The organism is Streptomyces sp. NPDC050528 (genome assembly GCF_044457795.1).
Lineage (GTDB): Bacteria > Actinomycetota > Actinomycetes > Streptomycetales > Streptomycetaceae > Streptomyces.
Genome location: NZ_JBITHH010000008.1, coordinates 318,456 through 336,809, shown reverse-complemented (window position 1 = coordinate 336,809; position 18,354 = coordinate 318,456). Strand labels below are relative to the sequence as shown.

General features: G+C 70.2%; 17 protein-coding genes. 8 read left to right on the top strand and 9 right to left on the bottom strand.

Annotated elements, in window-relative coordinates; all coding sequences use genetic code 11:
• Positions 1 to 81 precede the first annotated feature (81 nt).
• Together ACIBK4_RS28170 and ACIBK4_RS28165 are read left to right on the top strand one after the other, a co-directional pair.
• Positions 82 to 2,748, top strand: a complete 2,667-nt coding sequence (locus tag ACIBK4_RS28170) for a cellulose binding domain-containing protein (protein WP_398998814.1) — start codon at positions 82 to 84, stop codon at positions 2,746 to 2,748.
• Between the two features lie 134 nt (positions 2,749 to 2,882).
• Positions 2,883 to 3,497, top strand: a complete 615-nt coding sequence (locus ACIBK4_RS28165; RefSeq protein ID WP_398998812.1) for a hypothetical protein — start codon at positions 2,883 to 2,885, stop codon at positions 3,495 to 3,497.
• A gap of 34 nt (positions 3,498 to 3,531) precedes the next feature.
• Here the strand turns inward: ACIBK4_RS28165 and ACIBK4_RS28160 are convergent, their stop codons facing one another.
• Both ACIBK4_RS28160 and ACIBK4_RS28155 read right to left on the bottom strand, forming a co-directional pair.
• Positions 3,532 to 5,448, bottom strand: coding sequence for a rhamnogalacturonan lyase (locus tag ACIBK4_RS28160; RefSeq protein ID WP_398998810.1), 1,917 nt, complete (start codon positions 5,446 to 5,448; stop codon positions 3,532 to 3,534).
• A gap of 39 nt (positions 5,449 to 5,487) precedes the next feature.
• Entirely contained in the window at positions 5,488 to 6,456 is a 969-nt protein-coding gene (locus ACIBK4_RS28155; protein ID WP_398998808.1) for a helix-turn-helix transcriptional regulator, read from the bottom strand.
• A gap of 39 nt (positions 6,457 to 6,495) precedes the next feature.
• On the opposite strand from ACIBK4_RS28155, the gene ACIBK4_RS28150 reads away from it, so the two are divergent.
• Together ACIBK4_RS28150 and ACIBK4_RS28145 are read left to right on the top strand one after the other, a co-directional pair.
• Entirely contained in the window at positions 6,496 to 6,975 is a 480-nt protein-coding gene (locus ACIBK4_RS28150) for a hypothetical protein (RefSeq protein ID WP_398998806.1), read from the top strand.
• Entirely contained in the window at positions 6,972 to 7,439 is a 468-nt protein-coding gene (locus ACIBK4_RS28145) for a hypothetical protein (protein WP_398998804.1), read from the top strand. The genes ACIBK4_RS28150 and ACIBK4_RS28145 overlap by 4 nt, the downstream gene beginning before the upstream one ends.
• Here ACIBK4_RS28145 and ACIBK4_RS28140 read toward each other — a convergent pair.
• From ACIBK4_RS28140 to ACIBK4_RS28130, 3 genes are all read right to left on the bottom strand, one after another.
• Entirely contained in the window at positions 7,417 to 8,187 is a 771-nt protein-coding gene (locus ACIBK4_RS28140; RefSeq protein WP_398998802.1) for a class I SAM-dependent methyltransferase, read from the bottom strand. The two genes, ACIBK4_RS28145 and ACIBK4_RS28140, sit on opposite strands and share 23 nt — an antisense overlap.
• A gap of 53 nt (positions 8,188 to 8,240) precedes the next feature.
• A complete protein-coding gene (locus ACIBK4_RS28135; RefSeq protein ID WP_398998800.1) occupies positions 8,241 to 8,546 on the bottom strand; it encodes a 4a-hydroxytetrahydrobiopterin dehydratase in 306 nt (101 codons plus the stop codon).
• Positions 8,547 to 8,646: 100 nt separating this feature from the next.
• Positions 8,647 to 9,675, bottom strand: coding sequence for an ADP-ribosylglycohydrolase family protein (locus ACIBK4_RS28130; RefSeq protein ID WP_398999219.1), 1,029 nt, complete (start codon positions 9,673 to 9,675; stop codon positions 8,647 to 8,649).
• A 93-nt stretch (positions 9,676 to 9,768) separates the two neighbouring features.
• Here ACIBK4_RS28130 and ACIBK4_RS28125 point away from each other — a divergent pair, with 93 nt between their 5' ends.
• The 4 genes from ACIBK4_RS28125 (at position 9,769) to narJ (ending at position 13,097) form a co-directional block, all read left to right on the top strand.
• Positions 9,769 to 10,602 carry a helix-turn-helix domain-containing protein gene (locus tag ACIBK4_RS28125; RefSeq protein WP_398998798.1) on the top strand — a complete coding sequence of 278 codons (834 nt, stop codon included), beginning with the start codon at positions 9,769 to 9,771 and terminating at the stop codon, positions 10,600 to 10,602.
• A gap of 86 nt (positions 10,603 to 10,688) precedes the next feature.
• Positions 10,689 to 11,552, top strand: a complete 864-nt coding sequence (locus tag ACIBK4_RS28120) for a helix-turn-helix domain-containing protein (RefSeq protein WP_398998796.1) — start codon at positions 10,689 to 10,691, stop codon at positions 11,550 to 11,552.
• Between the two features lie 63 nt (positions 11,553 to 11,615).
• On the top strand, positions 11,616 to 12,431 hold the full coding sequence (locus ACIBK4_RS28115) for an SAM-dependent methyltransferase (protein ID WP_398998794.1): 816 nt from the start codon (positions 11,616 to 11,618) through the stop codon (positions 12,429 to 12,431).
• A gap of 186 nt (positions 12,432 to 12,617) precedes the next feature.
• A complete protein-coding gene (narJ, locus tag ACIBK4_RS28110) occupies positions 12,618 to 13,097 on the top strand; it encodes a nitrate reductase molybdenum cofactor assembly chaperone (RefSeq protein ID WP_398998792.1) in 480 nt (159 codons plus the stop codon).
• On the opposite strand, the gene dnaK is transcribed toward narJ, so the two are convergent.
• The 4 genes from dnaK to ACIBK4_RS28090 form a co-directional block, all read right to left on the bottom strand.
• Entirely contained in the window at positions 13,094 to 14,977 is a 1,884-nt protein-coding gene (gene dnaK / locus ACIBK4_RS28105) for a molecular chaperone DnaK (protein ID WP_398998790.1), read from the bottom strand. The two genes, narJ and dnaK, sit on opposite strands and share 4 nt — an antisense overlap.
• Before the next feature lie 116 nt (positions 14,978 to 15,093).
• Positions 15,094 to 15,519 (bottom strand): OsmC family peroxiredoxin, encoded by a 426-nt coding sequence (locus ACIBK4_RS28100; protein WP_318019803.1) that lies wholly within the window; start codon positions 15,517 to 15,519, stop codon positions 15,094 to 15,096.
• A gap of 177 nt (positions 15,520 to 15,696) precedes the next feature.
• The gene (locus ACIBK4_RS28095; RefSeq protein ID WP_398998788.1) at positions 15,697 to 17,772 is read right to left on the bottom strand and encodes a phage holin family protein; all 2,076 of its coding nucleotides are present in this window, start codon (positions 17,770 to 17,772) and stop codon (positions 15,697 to 15,699) included.
• Positions 17,773 to 17,866: 94 nt separating this feature from the next.
• Entirely contained in the window at positions 17,867 to 18,298 is a 432-nt protein-coding gene (locus ACIBK4_RS28090) for a hypothetical protein (protein ID WP_366429779.1), read from the bottom strand.
• Between the last annotated feature and the right edge of the window lie 56 nt (positions 18,299 to 18,354).

The window sequence follows — 18,354 nt, the reverse complement described above, 5'->3', positions numbered from 1 at the left end:
CTACCTGCCGGGCGGCCCCTACCCGCACTGGGGGTCGCCCGGCGCTCGTGTCTTTGCTCCTCCCCCGGAGAGGAACCCACCGTGCGAAGAACCCGAATACTCCTGGCCGTTCTGGCGCTCGCGGCCGGCCTGCTTGCAGGCGCACCGTCCGCTCTCGCCGCCGACACCCCAAGAGCAGCTCTCGCGGCCGACACCTACACATGGCACAACGCCCGCATCGACGGTGGCGGGTTCGTGCCCGGCATCGTCTTCAACCGGAGCGAGAAGAACCTCGCCTACGCCCGTACCGACATCGGCGGCGCCTACCGCTGGCAGGAGTCGACCAAGACCTGGACGCCGTTGTTGGACTCGGTCGGGTGGGACGAGTGGGGGCACACCGGGGTGGTGAGTCTTGCTTCCGACTCAGTCAACCCTGACAAGGTGTACGCGGCTGTCGGTACGTACACGAACAGTTGGGATCCGACGAACGGGGCCGTGCTCAGGTCAGCTGACCGGGGCGGGAGTTGGCAGAAGACTGATCTGCCGTTCAAGCTCGGTGGGAACATGCCGGGGCGCGGTATGGGTGAGCGGTTGGCCGTCGATCCCAACAAGGACAGCGTGTTGTATCTGGGGGCGCCCAGTGGGAAGGGGTTGTGGCGGTCCACGGACTCCGGGGTCACCTGGTCGCAGGTGACGAACTTCCCCAACGTCGGCAACTACGTGCAGGATCCGACCGACACGAGTGGCTACGCCAACGACAACCAGGGCATCGTGTGGGTCACCTTCGACGAGTCGACGGGCACGGCCGGCAGTGCGACGAAGACGATCTATGTCGGGGTCGCGGACCAGGCCAACGCCGTGTACCGGTCGACGGACGCGGGGGCCACGTGGTCACGGGTGGCCGGGCAGCCCACCGGGTATCTGGCCCACAAGGGTGTACTGGATGCGGTCAACGGTTATCTGTACATCGCATACAGCGACAAGGGCGGTCCGTACGACGGCGGCAAGGGGCAGGTGTGGCGGTACGCGACCGCTACCGGCACCTGGACCAACATCAGCCCGGTCGCGGAGGCCGACACCTACTACGGGTTCAGCGGGTTGACCGTCGACCGGCAGCATCCCGGAACCGTGATGGCGACGGCGTACAGCTCCTGGTGGCCGGACACGCAGATCTTCCGGTCCACGGACAGCGGCGGCACCTGGACGAAGGCCTGGGACTACACCTCGTATCCCAACCGTGCGAACCGCTACACCATGGACGTCTCGTCCTCGCCCTGGCTGACCTTCGGCGCGAACCCGTCGCCGCCCGAACAGGCCCCGAAACTGGGCTGGATGACCGAGTCGCTGGAGATCGACCCCTTCAACTCGAACCGCATGATGTACGGGACGGGGGCGACCCTCTACGGCACGGAGAACCTGACCAACTGGGACAGCGGCGGCCAGTTCACCGTGAAGCCGATGGTGCAGGGGCTGGAGGAGACGTCCGTCAACGACCTCGCCGCTCCCCCGTCCGGCGGAGCCCAACTCCTCAGTGCCCTGGGCGACATCGGCGGGTTCCGGCACACGGATCTGACCAAGGTCCCCTCGATGATGTTCACTTCGCCTTCGTTCACGACGACCACGAGTCTCGACTTCACGGAGTCCAACCCCAACACCGTTGTGCGCGTGGGCAATGTGGACTCGGGGGCGCACATCGCGTTCTCGACGGACAACGGCGCCAACTGGTTCGCGGGCACTGATCCTTCGGGCGTGAGTGGCGGGGGGACCGTGGCGGCTGCCGTCGACGGGAGTCGGTTCGTGTGGAGTCCGGCGGGGGCGGGGGTGCAGTACACGACGGGCTTCGGTTCGTCCTGGGCCGCGTCCAGCGGTATCCCGGCGGGTGCGATCGTCGAGTCGGACCGGGTGGATGCGAAGACCTTCTACGGCTTCAAGTCCGGCCGTTTCTACCTCAGTTCGGACGGCGGGGCGACCTTCACCGCGTCGGCGGCGGCCGGGCTGCCCAGTGGTGACAGCGTGCGGTTCAAGGCGCTGCCCGGCACGAAGGGGGACGTGTGGCTGGCGGGCGGGTCGAGCGACGGGGCGTACGGGCTGTGGCACTCCACGGACGGCGGCGCCTCTTTCACCAAGCTCGCGAACGTCGACCAGGCCGACACCATCGGCTTCGGCAAGGCGGCGACCGGTGCCTCGTACCAGACGCTCTACACCAGCGCGAAGATCGGCGGCGTACGCGGCATCTTCCGCTCGACCGACAAGGGCGCGACCTGGACGCGTATCAACGACGCTGCCCACCAATGGGGTTGGACCGGTGCGGCCATCACCGGTGACCCGAGGGTCTACGGCCGCGTGTACGTGTCGACGAACGGGCGCGGGGTCGTCTACGGCGACTCCTCCGACGCCGGCGACGGAGGCAGCGGGGGTGGTGGTGGCGGTGGCGATCCGACGCCCACGGGTGCCTGCGCGGTGACGTACACGATCACGAACCAGTGGGCGGGCGGTTTCCAGGCCGACGTGCAGGTGACGAACACCGGGTCAACCGCCTGGAACGGCTGGGCACTTGGCTGGTCCTTCGCCGACGGGCAGCGGATCGGGCAGCTGTGGAACGCCGATTACACCCAGTCGGGCGCGGCGGTGACGGCGAAGAACGTGAGCTGGAACGGCACGGTGGCGGCGGGCTCTTCCGTGGGCTTCGGGTTCACGGGGAGCTGGTCGGGGGTGAACTCGAAGCCGGGTGCGTTCAAGGTGGGCGAGCAGAGCTGCACGGTGACCTGACCAGGGGCGCGCATCCCAGGGGTGCGCGCCCTTCACTTCAACGTCACAAATCGATTACCTCTCCTTCGCACGTCTCACGCCGCTCTTATATCGGGCGTTAAGTTCAACCCCCAACTAATCGCCAGGGGGACCCCATGTCGTACCAGTCGCCACCACCCGTGCCGCCCTCGCCCGAGCCCGCCCCTACGCCGCCGGGGCCTAAATGGGCCCGTACGTATGTGGCCGTCCCCGCCGCGATCGCCCTCTTCGTCGTGGGTGCGCTGATCGGAGCCGCGGGCAACAACAGTGGTGGCGACAGCGACAAGACGAGTGCCGAGCCCGCCGCGACGAAGACGGTCACCGACACCAGGACCGTTACCGCCGCACCCAAGGCAGCCAAGGTCGAGAAGGCCGAGCCCGCGCCGACGGTCACCGTCACGAAGACCGTGAAGGCCAAGGCGGCGGCGACGAGCGACGACGCGCCGTCCGGCAAGGCCCTGTTCAAGGTGTGGGGCAGCGCGCCGTCCGGTGTCGACATCACCTACGGCAGCGACGGGACCAACCTCCAGGGCAAGGGCCTGCCCATGGAGAAGACCATGACGGTGGACAGCGACGCGCTGTACTACCAGATCACCGCGCAGCTCCAGGGCGGTGGCAATGTCCACTGCTCCATCACCATCGACGGGAAGACCAAGTCCGGTCAGGCGCAAGGGGGTTACAACATCTGCTCGGCCCAGCTGAACTCCGACTTCAGCGGCGGGTTCAGCTGAGCCGACAGAGGCCGATCGGTCGGCGGTTCTCGGTCTACGGCGTGTACACCGTGGGCCGAGGCGCCGTCGTCATCCCGTCGCCGATGTAGAAGCTCGGGTGCGGCGGTTGATTGTATGCAGTGTTCTGCCAGGCCAGGGCCATGCGGTACTGGGTGTCGTGGAGCAGGGTGGTGATCCTGGTGGTCGTCTCGTACGGGGTCGAGTAGATCCGTAGCGCCGTGTTGTCCGTGGTGGGCCAGACGACCTCCTCGCGCCAGTCGCCGAGGATGTCTCCGGACAGGGTCGGGGTCGCCTTGGTGCTGTTGTTGGAGTGGACTCCGGCGCCGGTCAGGAGGCGGGTGTCGGCGGTCGTGCCGTACTTGTCGATGTGGGTGGCGTCGAGGAGTTCGCGCACCGGGTCACCGTCCCACCAGGACAGGAAGTTGGTGCTGGAGGGCTTGCGGCTCGACACCACCGTGCCCTTGGGGTTGCGGACGCCGCTCTCCGACGCCGACCAGGACTCGGCGCCCGCGCTGCCCGCCCAGATGTCGCCGGAGACACCACGGCCGTTGTCACCGTTGGCCGGTGTGGACCAGATGACCGCGCCGGTCTTCGCGTCGGCCATCCACGAGGACGGTTTCGACGCGTCCTCGTCGACCTTGAACTCCTCCAGCCCCGGGCGGGACGGGTCCAGGTCGCCTACGTGCAGGGCGTCTCCGTGGCCGTTCTTCGTCGTCCACAGGCCGGAGCCGTTGTCGTCGACGGCCATCGAGCCGTACACGATCTCGTCCTTGCCGTCCCCGTCGACGTCCGCGATCGCCAACTGGTGGTTGCCCTGGGCGTCGTAGCCCTTGCCGGTGTTGGTCGAGGAGTTGGTGTCGAAGGTCCAGCGGCGGGTGAAGGCGCCGTTCCGCCAGTCCCAGGCGGCGATGACCGTGCGCGTGTAGTAGCCGCGCGCCATGATCAGGGACGGACGGGAACCGTCCAAGTAGGCGGTGCCGGCGAGGAATCGGTCGACGCGGTTGCCGTACGAGTCGCCCCAGGAGGAGACCGTTCCGCGCGCCGGGACGTAGTCGACGGTGCTCATCGCCGTGCCGGTCCGGCCGTTGAACATCGTCAGGTACTCGGGTCCGGACAGGACGTAGCCGCTCGAATTGCGGTAGTCCGCCGCCGAGTTGCCGATGACGGTGCCCGCGCCGTCGACCGTGCCGTCGGCCGTCTTCATGGCGACCTCGGCCTTGCCGTCGCCGTCGTAGTCGTACACCTGGAACTGTGTGTAGTGCGCGCCCGAGCGGATGTTGCGGCCCAGGTCGATGCGCCACAGGCGGGTGCCGTCGAGGGTGATCCCGTCGAGGATCGTGTCGCCGGTGTAGCCGGACTGGGAGTTGTCCTTGGCGTTCGTGGGCTGCCACTTGAGGACGAAGTCGAGCCGGCCGTCGCCGTCGAGGTCGCCGACGGAGGCGTCGTTGGCCTCGTAGGTGTACGCGACGCCGTCGGGGGTGGTGCCACCGGCGGGCGGGGTGATCGGGACGTCCTCGTAGCCGGTGCGGAACTGGATCGCGTGGACCGAGTCGGCCTGCTCCACACCGCCGACGATCGCGCGGACCGTGTAGTCGGCCTGGGCGGGCGCGCCGGCGTGGAAATAGTTCGTGGAGCCGGTGATCGGGGCCGAGTTGACCTTCGTACCGGCCCGGTAGACGTTGAAGGAGACGTCGTCGGGATCGGTTCCGAGCCAGCGCCAGCTGACCAGATTGCCGCTGTCCGTGTGGACGCTGACGACGCCCCGGTCGAGGGCCTCGACCTGGCGGGCGGTGGCGGCCTCGGCGGTCGTGCTGGTGGTGAGGGTGGTGAGTCCGGCGGCGATCAGGGCAGCGACGGTGGTCAGGGTGGAGAGTACGGCCCTTCGTCTGCGGGGGTGGCGGGGCGGGCGGGGCGGGTGAAGTGGATGCACGTGCGGGTGCGGGTGACTCACGTGGCGTACCTCCTGGGAGGACGGACGGGTTGCGTACCGTCAGTCGCCGCTGTCCGTGAGCAAGTTGCCGTACGTTTCGGCCAGTTGAGCCACCGTGCGCGCGATTCGGTCACGCAGCTCGGGCGGTGCCAGGACCTCGATGTCCGTGCCCAGGCGCAGGAACTCGCCGTGCGCGTGCTCGACGGACTCGATCGGGACCGACATCAGGGTCCAACCGTCCGGCTCTGCCCGTCCGTTGACGGGGACCGCCCGTGCGAGCGTCACCCCGGGTGCCAGCCGGACCACCGCCTCGCCCCGGAACAGGCGGTCGTGGAAGTCCCGTTGGTGGGCCGTCCAGTACGCGGCCAGGTCGAAATCATCCGGGCGGGCGAACTCCTCGCCGGAGGTGGCGGAGGAGGCGTCGAGTTCCAGGATCTGGTCGACGCGGAAGGTACGGGGTCCGGGGCCGGCGACGACGTACCAGCGGCCTGCCTTCAGCACGAGCCCGTACGGCTCCAGTCGGCGCCGTACGTCGGTCGGTTCGCGCCAGCGCCGGTACATGGCATACAGCACACGGTTGTTCCATACGGCGTCGGCGACTGTATGCAGGAATGGTGTGTCGTCGGCATCCGCGTACCAGCCCGGCGCGTCCAGGTGGAACCGGCCGCTGATCCGGTCGACGTGCTCGCGCAGTTCGGCGGGCAGGGCCGCGCGCACCTTCAACTGAGCGGCGGCCAGCACCGGGCCGAGGCCCAGTTCGGCAGCCGGTCCCGGCGCGCCCGCGAGGAACAGGGCCTCGGCCTCGTCCGTGGTGAGGCCGGTCAGGCGGGTGCGGTAGCCGTCGAGAAGGCGATAGCCGCCGGCGTGGCCCGCGTCGCCGTACAGCGGGACGCCCGCCGCGCTCAGTGCCTCGACGTCCCGGTAGACCGTGCGGACCGAGACCTCCAGCGCCTCGGCGAGCTGGGCGGCGGTCATCCGGCCCCGGGTCTGGAGCAGGAGGAGGATCGAGACGAGTCGGCTGGACTTCACTGACACAGGATGTCAGTGAAGCGGTCCTAGCGTCCTGCCATGCCCTTCACGGAGAAACTGCTGACCGTGCCACCGCCGATCGAGGTGGCCGGGCGGCACATCAAGCGCTACCACGTCTCCGCCGACCCGGCGGGGATCGCACCCGAGGTGGAGAAGGCGGCGTACGCGATCCTGCCTGAGCTGCTGCCGGAGCCGGACGGCACTCCCCCGGCCACGTTCGTCGTGCTGCACCGGGGCGGCGACGACGGCGCCTATCTGAACGCGTACAGCTGGGTGTGGGACAACGTCCTGCACTTCCGGGGCGCCTCGGCGGGCCAGCCGGTGCTCGGCTGCCCCGACCACGACCCCACCCACTTCATCACTCCCGACCTGCCGTGGATCGGCTGTGTCTGGGAGCTGCCGCCGATCCTGCACGAACGGGACGCCTGGGTACGGCACTTGCTCGCGCCCGAAGTCCCGGACCTCGACGCCTACTTGGCCGACTCCCTGCCCGACGGAACCACTGGAGACCGCTCATGAGCAGCCCGCACGACTTCGACTTCCTCCACGGCGAATGGGAAGTCGCGAACCGTCGCCTCACCGACTTCCTTCAACCCGGCAGCGGCTGGGAGGAGTTCGAGGGCACCAGCAACTGCCGGCCGCTCTTCGACGGCGCCGCGAACGTCGACGAGATCGACATGCCGTACCTCGGTTCGAAGGGGCTGACCCTGCGGCTCTTCGACCGGGAGAGCGAACAGTGGTCCCTGAACTGGTCGTCGAGCCGCACCGGGAAGCTGTTCCCGCCTGTGACCGGTCGATTCGAGGACGGCCGGGGCGAGTTCTACGGCGACGACACCCACGACGGAAAGGACGTACGGGTGCGGTTCGTCTGGTCGGGGGTCTCCGCGAGCGGCGCCCGGTGGGAGCAGGCGTTCTCCGTGGACGACGGGGCGAGCTGGGTGACCAACTGGACGATGGACTTCACCCGGCCGGGGGCTGCCTGAAGTCCGACGACGGTTTCCTGAAGGCCAGGATCGTGAACTCGGGGTCCGCGCGCGGCCGTTCCTGGTCCGGCAGCGACTCCAACTGCGCGGCGAAGCGTTCGGTGAGTGGTTCGCCGGGTGGCAGCATCGTGAACCAGCCCCGGTGCAGGTCCACGACGGTGCTGCGGGGGCTGCGCCCCTGGCCGTGGCCGCGGAAGGTCGCCGTGCCGGCCGGGTGGAGGCCGTGTTCGGCGGCGTAGGCGCGGATATCGTCGCGGTGGTCCTGGGCCGGGCGGCGGGGGCGGGGAGCGAGGACGGCGTCGATGTCGCTGCCGACGTCGTGGGCGGCGGCCTTGTCGACCGTGGTGATGTACACGCCGCCGGGGCGGAGGACCCGCGCGCACTCCGCGATGATCGCCCCGGCGTCCGCCGGGCCCTCCACCAGGTGCAGCAGCCATACGGTCGTGACCGCGTCGAACACCCCGTCCGGGAACGGGAGTCGGCGGCTGTCCGCGAGGACGATCGCACCGGGCAGCCGTGCCGTCGCCGCGCGGGTCATGGCGGGGGCCGCGTCGAGGCCCGTCACCCGTAGGCCGGGGCGGGCCTCGGCCAGGCGGCGGGTGACGATGCCGGTGCCGCAGGCCACGTCCAGCAGGCTTCGGGCGTTCCGCGGGACCAGGCCGAGTACGGCTTCCGCGGCCGCGGCGGCGCGGGGCTCGCCGCCGCGGGTCGCGTCGTAGGCGTCGGCTTCCTTGTCGTAGTCGAGCACGTGCTTCTGCCCTGCCTCTCCCCGTCTCTCCCCGGCGCTCCTCTTCGTCCCGGTCAGCTCGCGCCGTGTCCCGGGGCCAAGTCCTCGACCCTGCGCGCCAGTTGGAAGTCCAGCTCGGTGATCGCGCCGCCGACGCTGTGGGTGTTCACGGTGAGGGAGACGGTGTTGTAGCCGAGGGTCAGGTCGGAGTGGTGGTCGAGTTCCTCCTGGACCTGGGCGATGTGGACGACCATCGCGGTGGCCGCGAAGTGCGAGGCGAGGCGGTAGGTGCGGGCGAGGCGGTCGGTGTCCACGGACCAGCCCGGGAGTTCCGCGAGGCGGTCCTCGATCTCCCTCTGCGACAGCGGTGCGACGGGCATGGCCTCGCCCCTTCCTCAAGGTCGGTTTTCTCTTCAGCGTGCCACAGGCCGTGCGTCACGGACGGGTGGTCGCGCCCCTGGTCAGACGGGTGCCCGGCGGTCAGCCCGGTACGCATTCCGCCGCGAGGTCGTCCGCGAGGGCGGCGATCGTGGCGCGGCCCTCGACCTGCTGGACCCAGTCGTGCGGCAGGCCGTGGTCGCCGTAGCGGGCGCCGAGGAGGTTGCCGCAGATGGAGCCGGTGGAGTCGCTGTCGCCGGAGTGGTTGACGGCGAGGAGCAGCGCGGCCCGCACATCGCTCGCGGCGAGCGCGCTGTAGACGCCGATCGCGAGGGCCTGCTCGGCGACCCAGCCCGCGCCGAGGGATTCGACCTTCTCGGCGGTGGGCTCGCCGTCGGCGGCCAGGTCGAGGGCCTCACGGAGGGCGGCCGAGGTCTCCTCGTGGCCGGGGTGGCGCTCCAGGAGTCGTAGCGCGCGCAGGACCGAACCCTCCAGGGATTCCCCGCCGACCAGGTGCGCGACGATCGCGGCGAGGGCGCCCGCCGCGTAGTAGCCGGTGGGGTGGCCGTGGGTGATCTGGGCGCCGCGGGCCGCCATCGCGAAGGCACCGTCGGCGGTGTTGGCCAGGCCGAAGGGGGCCGAGCGCATCACCGTGCCGCAGCCCTTGGAGTCGGGGTTGACGCGGCCGGGCTTGCCGTCGAGCGGGAGCCAGGGGTCGGGCGCGTACATCTGGGCGACCCCGGACAGGCAGGCGTTGCCGGGGGCACGGCGGTCGTAGAGCCAGCGCTCGGCGATCAGGCCGGACGTGGCGCCGTCGCCCGGTGCGGGCTTCGTCTGGGTCTCCAGCCAGCGCTCGTACGCCTCGCGCAGGAGCATGGACCAGGCGCCACCGATCCCCTTCCGCCGTTCGCGCGCGTGGGCCGTGATGAGCGCCTCGACGGTGAACAGGGTCATCTGGGTGTCGTCGCTGATCAGGCCTACGGCGCCGTGCGCGCCGGGCGCGTATCCCGTCACCCCGCCCTGTCCGTGGGTCGCGCGGATGCGGTCGAGGGAGTCGAACTCGATCGGGTAGCCGAGGGCGTCGCCGATCGCTCCGCCGAGGAGGCAGCCGCGGACTCTGGCCCGGTACATCGCCGTGGCCTCCCCCAGGGAGTTCCCGGCGGCCTGCCCGGACGGGATCCTCGACTCGTTCACGTGCGCGCTCCTTCGACTACGGTCGTGTGTATGACCATTGTCCCGACCGGCACTGACATCGCCGCGGCCACCCCGGCCGGCAAGGGTGTCGGCCCGTTGCTGCGTGCCTGGCGGGAGCGGCGGCGGGTCAGTCAGCTGGAGCTGGCGTTGCGGGCCGACTCCTCGGCGCGGCACATCAGCTTCGTCGAGACGGGACGGTCCCGGCCGAGCGAGGAGATGGTGCTGCGCCTCGCCGAGCACCTGGACGTGCCGGTGCGGGAGCGCAACTCCCTTCTCCTGGCGGCCGGTTACGCCCCGCGCTATTCGGAAACCCCGCTGGACGACCCGGCGTTGGACGCGTTGCGCGAGGGTCTGGAGCGGCTGATTCAGGGCTACGAGCCGTATCCCGCGCTGGTGGTCGACGCGACGTACACCGTCGTCGCGGCGAACCGGGGCATCACCATGCTCCTGGACGGCGTACCGGAATCGCTCCTCCAACTCCCGCTCAACGCCATGCGGTTGACGCTCCACCCCGAGGGCATGGCACCGCGGATCCGGAATCTGGGCGAGTGGCGCGGGCATCTCCTCGCGCAGATGGAGCGGCAGATCGCGCTGCACCGCTCCGAGCCGCTGCGGGCGCTGTACGAGGAGGTCAAGGCGTATCCGGCGCCTGTGACGGCGGCCGGCGGAGACGAACCCGCCCCGCCCGTCCCGTACTTCGCGCTGCCGATGCGGATCGAGCACGACGGCCGGGTGCTGTCCTTCGTCTCCTCGATCTCCACGTTCAACACACCCATGGACGTGACGGTCTCGGAGCTGGCGATCGAGACGTTCCTGCCGGCCGATCCGGCGACCGCCAAGTACCTGCACTCCTTGGGGGACTGACGGATGATCACCTCCGAATCGCTGAGACGGTGGCCGGAACATGGCACACTGCCCCCAGACTTCGGCACGTATGGGGAGGCGTGGCTGTGAGTGAACGGCGGCCCGCGCCCACGGTGGGCCAAGTGGTGCTGGGCAGAAGGCTGCAGGAGCTGCGTGAGGCGGCCGGCATCAAGCGCGAGGAGGCCGCGCAGGTCCTGCGGGTGGCCCCGGCGACCGTACGGCGGATGGAGATGGCCGAGGTCGCGCTCAAAGTGCCGTACGTCCAGGTGCTGTTGACGACGTACGGCGTGCCCGAGGAGGAGACGGACGCGTTCGTCGCGCTCACCGAGGAGGCGAACCAGCCGGGTTGGTGGCAGCGGTTCCACGACGTGCTGCCGGAGTGGTTCAGCCTGTACGTGAGCCTGGAGGGCGCCGCCGGGCTGATCCGTTCCTACGAACCGCACTTCGTGCCGGGCCTGTTGCAGACCGAGGAGTACGCGCGGGCCGTGCTGGAGGCCGGGACGATCGGGCAGACCGGGCCGGAGACCATCGAGCGGCACGTGTCGCTGCGGATGGCGCGGCAGGGGCTGTTGGAACGGGACAATCCGCCGCACCTGTGGGTCATCATGGACGAGACCGTGCTGCGCCGGCCGGTGAGCATCCGCGGTGAGGTCATGCGCGAACAGCTCGACAAACTCCTGGAGTTCGGCGAGCGCGACCGGGTCACGCTCCAGGTCGCGGAGTTCGAGAACGGTCCGCACCCCGGGACGTACGCTCCCTTCTCGCTGTTCCGTTTCACCGAACCGGAGCTGCCCGACATGGTGTTCACCGAGTACCTGACCGGTGCCCTGTACCTGGACTCCCGTACGGAGGTCTCCGCGCATCTGGAGGTCCTCGACCACATGACGGCGCACGCCGCGTCCGCACAGCGCACCAAGAAGATCCTGCGGGACTACCGCGAGACCTTCTGAGCACGGCCCGGCACGCAGCACACCCCGGCACACAGACGCGAACTTCCGAGGAGACGACACCGCATGACCGGATCCGAAGCCGCGCCCACCCGTATCGACACCAGCCGGCCGCATCCGGCGCGGGTGTACGACTGGTGGCTCGGCGGCAAGGACAACTACCCGGTGGACGAGGAACTGGCCCGCCGGATCCTGGCGGTCGACGCCACCGCGGTGCGCGGGGCGCGGGCCAACCGCCGGTTCATGCACCGGGCGACGCGGACCGTCGCCGAGGCCGGGATACGCCAGTTCCTGGACATCGGCACCGGCATCCCGACCGAGCCGAACCTCCACCAGGTGGCGCAGAGCGTCGCCCCGGACGCCAAGGTCGTGTACGCGGACAACGACCCGATCGTGCTGCGGCACGCGGAGGCGCTGCTGCACGGCTCGGCGGAGGGCAGCACGGAGTACGTGCACGCCGACGTCCGCGACCCGGACACGATCCTGCGGCTGGCCGGCGAGACCCTGGACTTCACCCGGCCGGTCGCGCTGTCGCTGGTCGCGCTCACCCACTACCTGGGCGAGGCACCCGACGGCGACGACGTGTACGGCCTGATCAAGCGGTACGTCGATGTCCTCGTCCCGGGCAGCTACCTGGTGATGTCGCAGGTCACCCCCGACCTCAACCCCGAGGCCATCGCGAAGGCGGCCGACCACTTCCGGCACAGCGGCACCCCGTTCTATCCGCGCACCCTGGCCGAGTTCTCGCGCTTCTTCGACGGCCTGGAACTGCTCGGCCCCGGCGTCATCTCGGTCTACGGCTGGCGGCCGGACCCGGAGGACGTGGCCGCCCAGGCGGAGGGCATCGTCCCCCTGTACGGCGCGGTCGCCCGCAAGGCCTGACCCGTACGGCCCCTGCACCCCGACCCGTACGACCCGTACGCCCTGACCCGTACGGCTGCTGTGAACGGGTGCGCTCCCCTGCCCCGCCCTAGGTTCGACACCACGGGCGAGCAAGGGAGCGCGGGTGGGGGACGCGCGAACTCCGTCCGTCGAGCCGGGAGAGACCCACGACGCGAAGGATGCCCGATGCCCTCGGACGCTGTGCTGTACCAGGCGGCCGCGCTCTGCCTGACCTACCCCGACGACGACTTCCGCGCCCGGCTGCCCCTGCTGCGCGAAGCCGCCCCGCAGCTGCGGGAGTTCACCGACCACGCGGCCCTCACCCCGGCGGCGGAACTGGCCGCGCACTACGTCCAGGTCTTCGACTCCGGGAACCGGCACAACCTGCACCTGAGCCGGTGGTACGACGGCGACACCCGGCGGCGCGGTATGCCCCCGGCCCGCTTCAAGGATCTCTACCGCGCCCACGGCCTGGAGTTCACCGACGAGGAGCTGCCCGACTTCCTCCCCGCGGTCCTGGAGTTCACGTCCCGCACCGGCAACCTCGACCTGCTCGCCGAACACCGCGCCGCCCTGGCCCGACTCCGCTCCCACCTGGCCGACTTCGGCACCCCGTACGCCTCCGTCCTGGACGCGGTCTGCGCGACCCTGCCCACCGGGGGTTAGGCGGCGCCACCTTTCGCGTCCCGTTCGTCGTCGACGATCTCCGCGTCGACGACACCTTCCTCCTCCTCGTGCTGCCGCCCGGAGTCGGTCTCCTCGGTGTTCTCCGCCTGCTCCGTGGGCGCCTGCTGCCCAGCCTGCGCATACATCGCCTGCCCCATCCGCTGACTGACGGTGGCGAGTTTCTCCACACCGGTACGCAACTCGGCCGTATCCGCCCCACGTTCCAGCAGAGCCTTCACCTCCGACGCCGCCGCCTCGACCTCACCCCTGATGTCACCCGGAACGCGCTCCTCGTTCTCATGGATGAACTTCTCGGTCTGGTACACGAGTTGCTCGGCCTGATTCCGCGTCTCGGCCGCCTCCCGCCGCCTGCGGTCCTCGTCCGCGTACTGCTCGGCCTCCCGCATCATCCGGTCGATGTCGTCCTTGCCCAGGGCGGAGCCCCCGGTGACGGTCATCTTCTGTTCGCGGCCGGTGGCCAGATCCTTCGCCGACACATGCATGATCCCGTTCGCGTCGATGTCGAACGCGACCTCGATCTGCGGCACCCCACGCGGCGCCGGCGGCAGCCCCGTGAGGTCGAAGACGCCCAACTTCTTGTTGTACGCGGCGATTTCACGCTCACCCTGGTAGACCTGGATGCCGACCGAGGGCTGGTTGTCGGTGGCGGTGGTGAAGATCTCCGAACGCCGGGTCGGGATGGTCGTGTTGCGTTCGATGAGCTTCGTCATGATGCCGCCCTTGGTCTCGATGCCCAGGGACAGCGGGGTGACATCGAGCAGCAGGACGTCCTTCACGTCACCGCGGATGACCCCGGCCTGGAGGGCGGCGCCGACGGCCACCACCTCGTCGGGGTTGACGCCCTTGTGCGGGTCCTTGCCGGTGAGTTCCTTGACGAGGTCGGTGACGGCGGGCATGCGCGTCGAACCGCCGACGAGGATGACGTGGTCGACGGCGGCGAGCTTGATGCCGGCGTCCTTGACCGCCTGGTGGAAGGGGGTCTTGCAGCGGTCGAGGAGGTCGGCGGTGAGTTCCTGGAACCCGGCGCGGGTCAGCTTCTCGTCGAGGTGCAGCGGGCCGTCGGCGGAGGCGGTGATGTAGGGCAGGTTGATCGTCGTCTCGGAGGACGAGGACAGCTCGATCTTCGCCTTCTCCGCGCCCTCGCGCAGGCGTTGGAGCGCCATCTTGTCCTTGCCGAGGTCGATGCCGTACTGCCCCTGGAACTTCTTCACGAGGTGGTCGACGACCCGCTGGTCCCAGTCGTCGCCGCCGAGATGGGTGTCGCCGTTGGTCGCCTTCACCTCGATGACGCCGTCGCCGATCTCCAGCAGCGACACGTCGAAGGTGCCGCCGCCGAGGTCGAAGACCAGCACGGTCTGTTCCTCGCCCCGGTCCAGGCCGTAGGCGAGCGCGGCGGCGGTCGGTTCGTTGATGATCCGCAGGACCTTGAGGCCCGCGATCTCGCCGGCCTCCTTGGTGGCCTGGCGCTGTGAGTCGTCGAAGTAGGCGGGGACCGTGATCACGGCGTCCGTGACGTCCTCGCCGAGATACGCCTCGGCGTCCCGCTTCAGTTTCTGCAGCACACGCGCGGACAACTCCTGGGCGCGGTACCGCGTTCCGTCGATGGCGCCCGTGTCCGGGAAGCGCCAACTCGTGTCGCCCATATGCCGTTTGACCGAGCGCGCGGTGCGCTCGATGTTCGTCACGGCCTGCCGTTTGGCGACCTCGCCGACGAGGACCTCGCCGTTCTTGGCGAAGGCCACGACCGAGGGTGTGGTCCTCGCCCCCTCGGCGTTGGCCACCACCGTGGCCTCGCCGCCCTCCAGCACCGCGACCACCGAGTTCGTGGTCCCCAGATCGATCCCGACCGCACGTCCCATCGCCGTCCCCTTCCGCCAGGCGCTGCCCGATCTCCAGCTGAGAACTTGAGTGCGGGAATGTCAATGCCGCACCCGTTTTTCCGGGCGCGGCATCGAGGGGGGAGAGAAAGCGGGGGTCAGGCGGATTCCACCGTCAGCGTGATCGTCGTACCCGCGAGGGCCTGGCTGACCGGGCAGTTCTTCTTGGCGTCCTCGGCGGCGGCGGCGAAGCCGGCCTCGTCCAGGCCGGGGACCTCGCCGCGGACGGTGAGGTGGATGCCGGTGATGCCCTCGCCGGGCTGGAAGGTGACGTCGGCCTTGGTCTCCAGGCGGGTGGGCGGGGTGCCCGCGCCCGTCAGACCGTGGGACAGCGCCATGGAGAAGCAGCTGGAGTGGGCGGCGGCGATCAGTTCCTCGGGGCTGGTCTTGCCGTTGGCCTGCTCGGCGCGCGACGCCCACGTCACCGGCTGCACGCCGATGCCTGACGAGTCGAAGGTGACCTCGCCGCTGCCTTTGATGAGTTCGCCTTCCCAGACGGTGTGTGCGGTGCGCGTGGTTGCCACGGTGATTCCTTTCGAAGCGGATGTCGTTCGATGCCATCCGATCACATTCCGCTTCGGCGCACCCGGAAGACCGGCCCACGCGGGATGAACGGCAGGCAAGCGTTCCGCGGTATCGGACAGGGGTGTTCGCGCCGTACGCACAGGGTGGCCAGGCGGCGCATCCGGCGCAGCCGATTTTCAGGCGGCGTGTTCCTCCGGCTCGGCCGTCAGCGGGACTTGGGGCCCGTTGCACTCGCGCAGCCACCGCCGCAGAACCCGGTGGATGTGCTCGGCGCCGACGAGGTCCTCGCCGTCCTCGACCGGTGCGGAGAAGGTGTGCGGCGAGAGCAGGAACGGCTTGGCCTGGGAGCCGCCGAGGCCGCCGTGGGAGCCGATCTGCTCCTCGAAGGCGAGGACTTCGCCCTCGACGGGGTCGTACCAGGAGTTGACCATGATGTCGGCGGTGTGCGGGAAGGAGTGGGTGCGCCGGACGGCGTCGGCGACGCCGGGGCCGAAGTCCGCCAACGGGGCCTGTTTGTCGTCGAGTTCGGCCACCGGGAGTTCGGCGCCGTGTGCCCCCAGCACGACCCCTCCGTGCTCCTCGCTGCGGACCAGGACGAAGCCGACGCCGGGATGGTTGGCGAGGGTCGTCAGCAGCGCCGGGTGCCGGGCGTCGATCTCCTCCTTGGTCATGCGGTGCGGCACGTCGGGGAAGGAGACCAGGCCGAGGTTGCCGGAGGCGAGCACGATCGGCTCCGAGTGGCGGCCGGGGTGGCGGTGCTGCCCGTCCTTCTCCTCGACCGGCCTGCGCAGTGCCGCGCGGACGGCCGTACGGGCTTCGGCGCCGCTGTGGGTGCGGCGGGCCCGGCGCGGTACGGGCAGCCCGCAGCCCGCGCGGACCAGGTCGCCGAGGGTGAGGCCGTAGCGGCCCTGGAAGGTCTCGCCGGGGCTCTGGCCGTGGTCGGAGAGGACGACGATGCGGTACGGGCGCGGGGCGTGCTCGGCGACGTTCTCGATCAACGCGAGGGAACGGTCGAGGCGTTGGAGCACCTTGGCGGCGTCGCGGCTGCGCGGACCGGAGTGGTGCGCGACCTCGTCGTAGGCCACGAGGTCGGCGTAGACGGCGGTGCGGCCGGCGAGCATGTCGCCCATGACGGCGGCGACGACGACGTCCCGTTCGACGACCGTCGCGAAGGCGCGGACGAAGGGGTAGAGGCCGCCGCGTTTGATCCGGGGGCGCTGCTTGGTGAGGCGGGAGCGGGTCGACTGGCCGATCTCGCGGCCGACCTCGGCGACGAAGGACATCGCGGTGCGGACGGCGTTGGCGGGGTCGGAGAAGTAGGCGAAGTAGCCCGCGCGGGAACGGTTTTCGCGGCCGCGGCGGCGGATGGCGATGGACAGCACGAGGGCCTGTTCGTCGGCGCCGCCGCTGAACAGGTTGCCCCGGCTGGCGCCGTCGAGCGTGAGGAGACCGCCGTCGCCGGTGAACTCGACGGCCCGGCGCTGGAGTTCGGCCGCGCTGGTCGGGCGGTTGCAGACCATCACCTCGCCGGTGTCCTTCTCGTACCAGCGGAACGCGGGGATGTCGTGGTTGGAGCCGTGCAGGATGCCGAGCTGGCTGGCGCCGGTCTGGCTGGACCAGTCGGTGCGCCAGGGGGTGAGGCGGTGGCTGGGGCGGTCGCCGCCGAGGAGCTTCGCGACGGTCGGCATCAGGCCCTTGGCCACCGCGCCGAGCAGGACGTCGTGGCCGACGCCGTCGAGCTGGAGGAAGACGGTGCCCGGCGAGGACGGGCCGGGTGGCAGGGCTCTGCGGCGGCGGTCGGCGAGGCGGTAGAGGCGGCGGCGGTAGGCGTCGTCGTCGCGCACGGCGAGGGCACCGCCGGTGGCGGAGGCGACGGCGGACATGACGGCGGCCACGACGACGGCGGTCTCGGGCGCGACCTGGCCGCGCAGCCCGCCGTCCGGGTTGATGCGCAGGGCGATCAGCAGCAGGGACCCGTTGAGCACGAACACGAGAAGACCGAGGACGAGCGCGGGCACCAGCAGCAACAGCCGTACCAGCAACGGCCAGACGAGCGCCGACAGCAGACCGAAGGCACCGGCGCCGAACGCGGCCGTGACCCCGATCCGGGTCGCGCTGTCACCGTCCGCCGACTGGAGCTTGAAGTCCGGCAGGATCCCGGCGAGCACCAGCATGGTGACCGTGGAGACCGCCCACACCGCGACACTGCGCCCGACCTGACTGGCGAGCCGCCGCCAACGCGCTCCACCCACGCCCCGTACACCTCACGTCCCTGGCCCGACGACCTGGCGGGCCTGGGCCCAGCCTGTCATACGGGACGCGGGGACCCCGGAACCGGAAGAAGGGCTAACGGCCGTCGTAGCCCGCCGTCGGCATGGACAGCCGTCGGTGCACGCTGGCCTTCATCTGGGCGTCGTAGGAGGGTTCCGCGCGGCCGACCGTCTCGATGCGGACCCCGCGTCGCGCGCACTCGTCGGTGAACTCCTCGACGGAGGACAGCGCGCTCTCCAGAACCCGGCGGCTGGGGGCGACGAACAGATCGAGGCCGGGCCGGACACCGTCCCAGAGCGCGCAGTGATCGGGGCGCAGCCCGCGCACCAGCAGCTCGCGGGCGATCACATAGCCGTGGTCGGCGGCCCAGCGGGCGCACATCGCGTGCTGGCTGCGGGAGTCGACCAGGAAGGGGTCGTCGTCCAGCTCCTCCAGCGGCGTCAGGCTGGCGATCGCCGTGACCCGAAGCCGCGAGGGCATACCCAAGGCACCGCGTACCTGTCCCATGGCGTCCCCCTCACCTCCGGGTTTCGCCGCCGACCCTACTCCTGCCCGTAGGCTTC

Bases quoted from the DNA above. Each gene is read 5' to 3' on its own strand.
- narJ (WP_398998792.1), top strand. From the start codon at position 12,618: ATGCCCTCGGACGCTGTGCTGTACCAGGCGGCCGCGCTCTGCCTGACC.
- ACIBK4_RS28130 (WP_398999219.1), bottom strand. From the start codon at position 9,675: ATGTACCGGGCCAGAGTCCGCGGCTGCCTCCTCGGCGGAGCGATCGGC.
- ACIBK4_RS28165 (WP_398998812.1), top strand. From the start codon at position 2,883: ATGTCGTACCAGTCGCCACCACCCGTGCCGCCCTCGCCCGAGCCCGCC.
- ACIBK4_RS28125 (WP_398998798.1), top strand. From the start codon at position 9,769: ATGACCATTGTCCCGACCGGCACTGACATCGCCGCGGCCACCCCGGCC.
- ACIBK4_RS28150 (WP_398998806.1), top strand. From the start codon at position 6,496: ATGCCCTTCACGGAGAAACTGCTGACCGTGCCACCGCCGATCGAGGTG.
- ACIBK4_RS28135 (WP_398998800.1), bottom strand. From the start codon at position 8,546: ATGCCCGTCGCACCGCTGTCGCAGAGGGAGATCGAGGACCGCCTCGCG.
- ACIBK4_RS28145 (WP_398998804.1), top strand. From the start codon at position 6,972: ATGAGCAGCCCGCACGACTTCGACTTCCTCCACGGCGAATGGGAAGTC.
- ACIBK4_RS28115 (WP_398998794.1), top strand. From the start codon at position 11,616: ATGACCGGATCCGAAGCCGCGCCCACCCGTATCGACACCAGCCGGCCG.
- ACIBK4_RS28090 (WP_366429779.1), bottom strand. From the start codon at position 18,298: ATGGGACAGGTACGCGGTGCCTTGGGTATGCCCTCGCGGCTTCGGGTC.
- dnaK (WP_398998790.1), bottom strand. From the start codon at position 14,977: ATGGGACGTGCGGTCGGGATCGATCTGGGGACCACGAACTCGGTGGTC.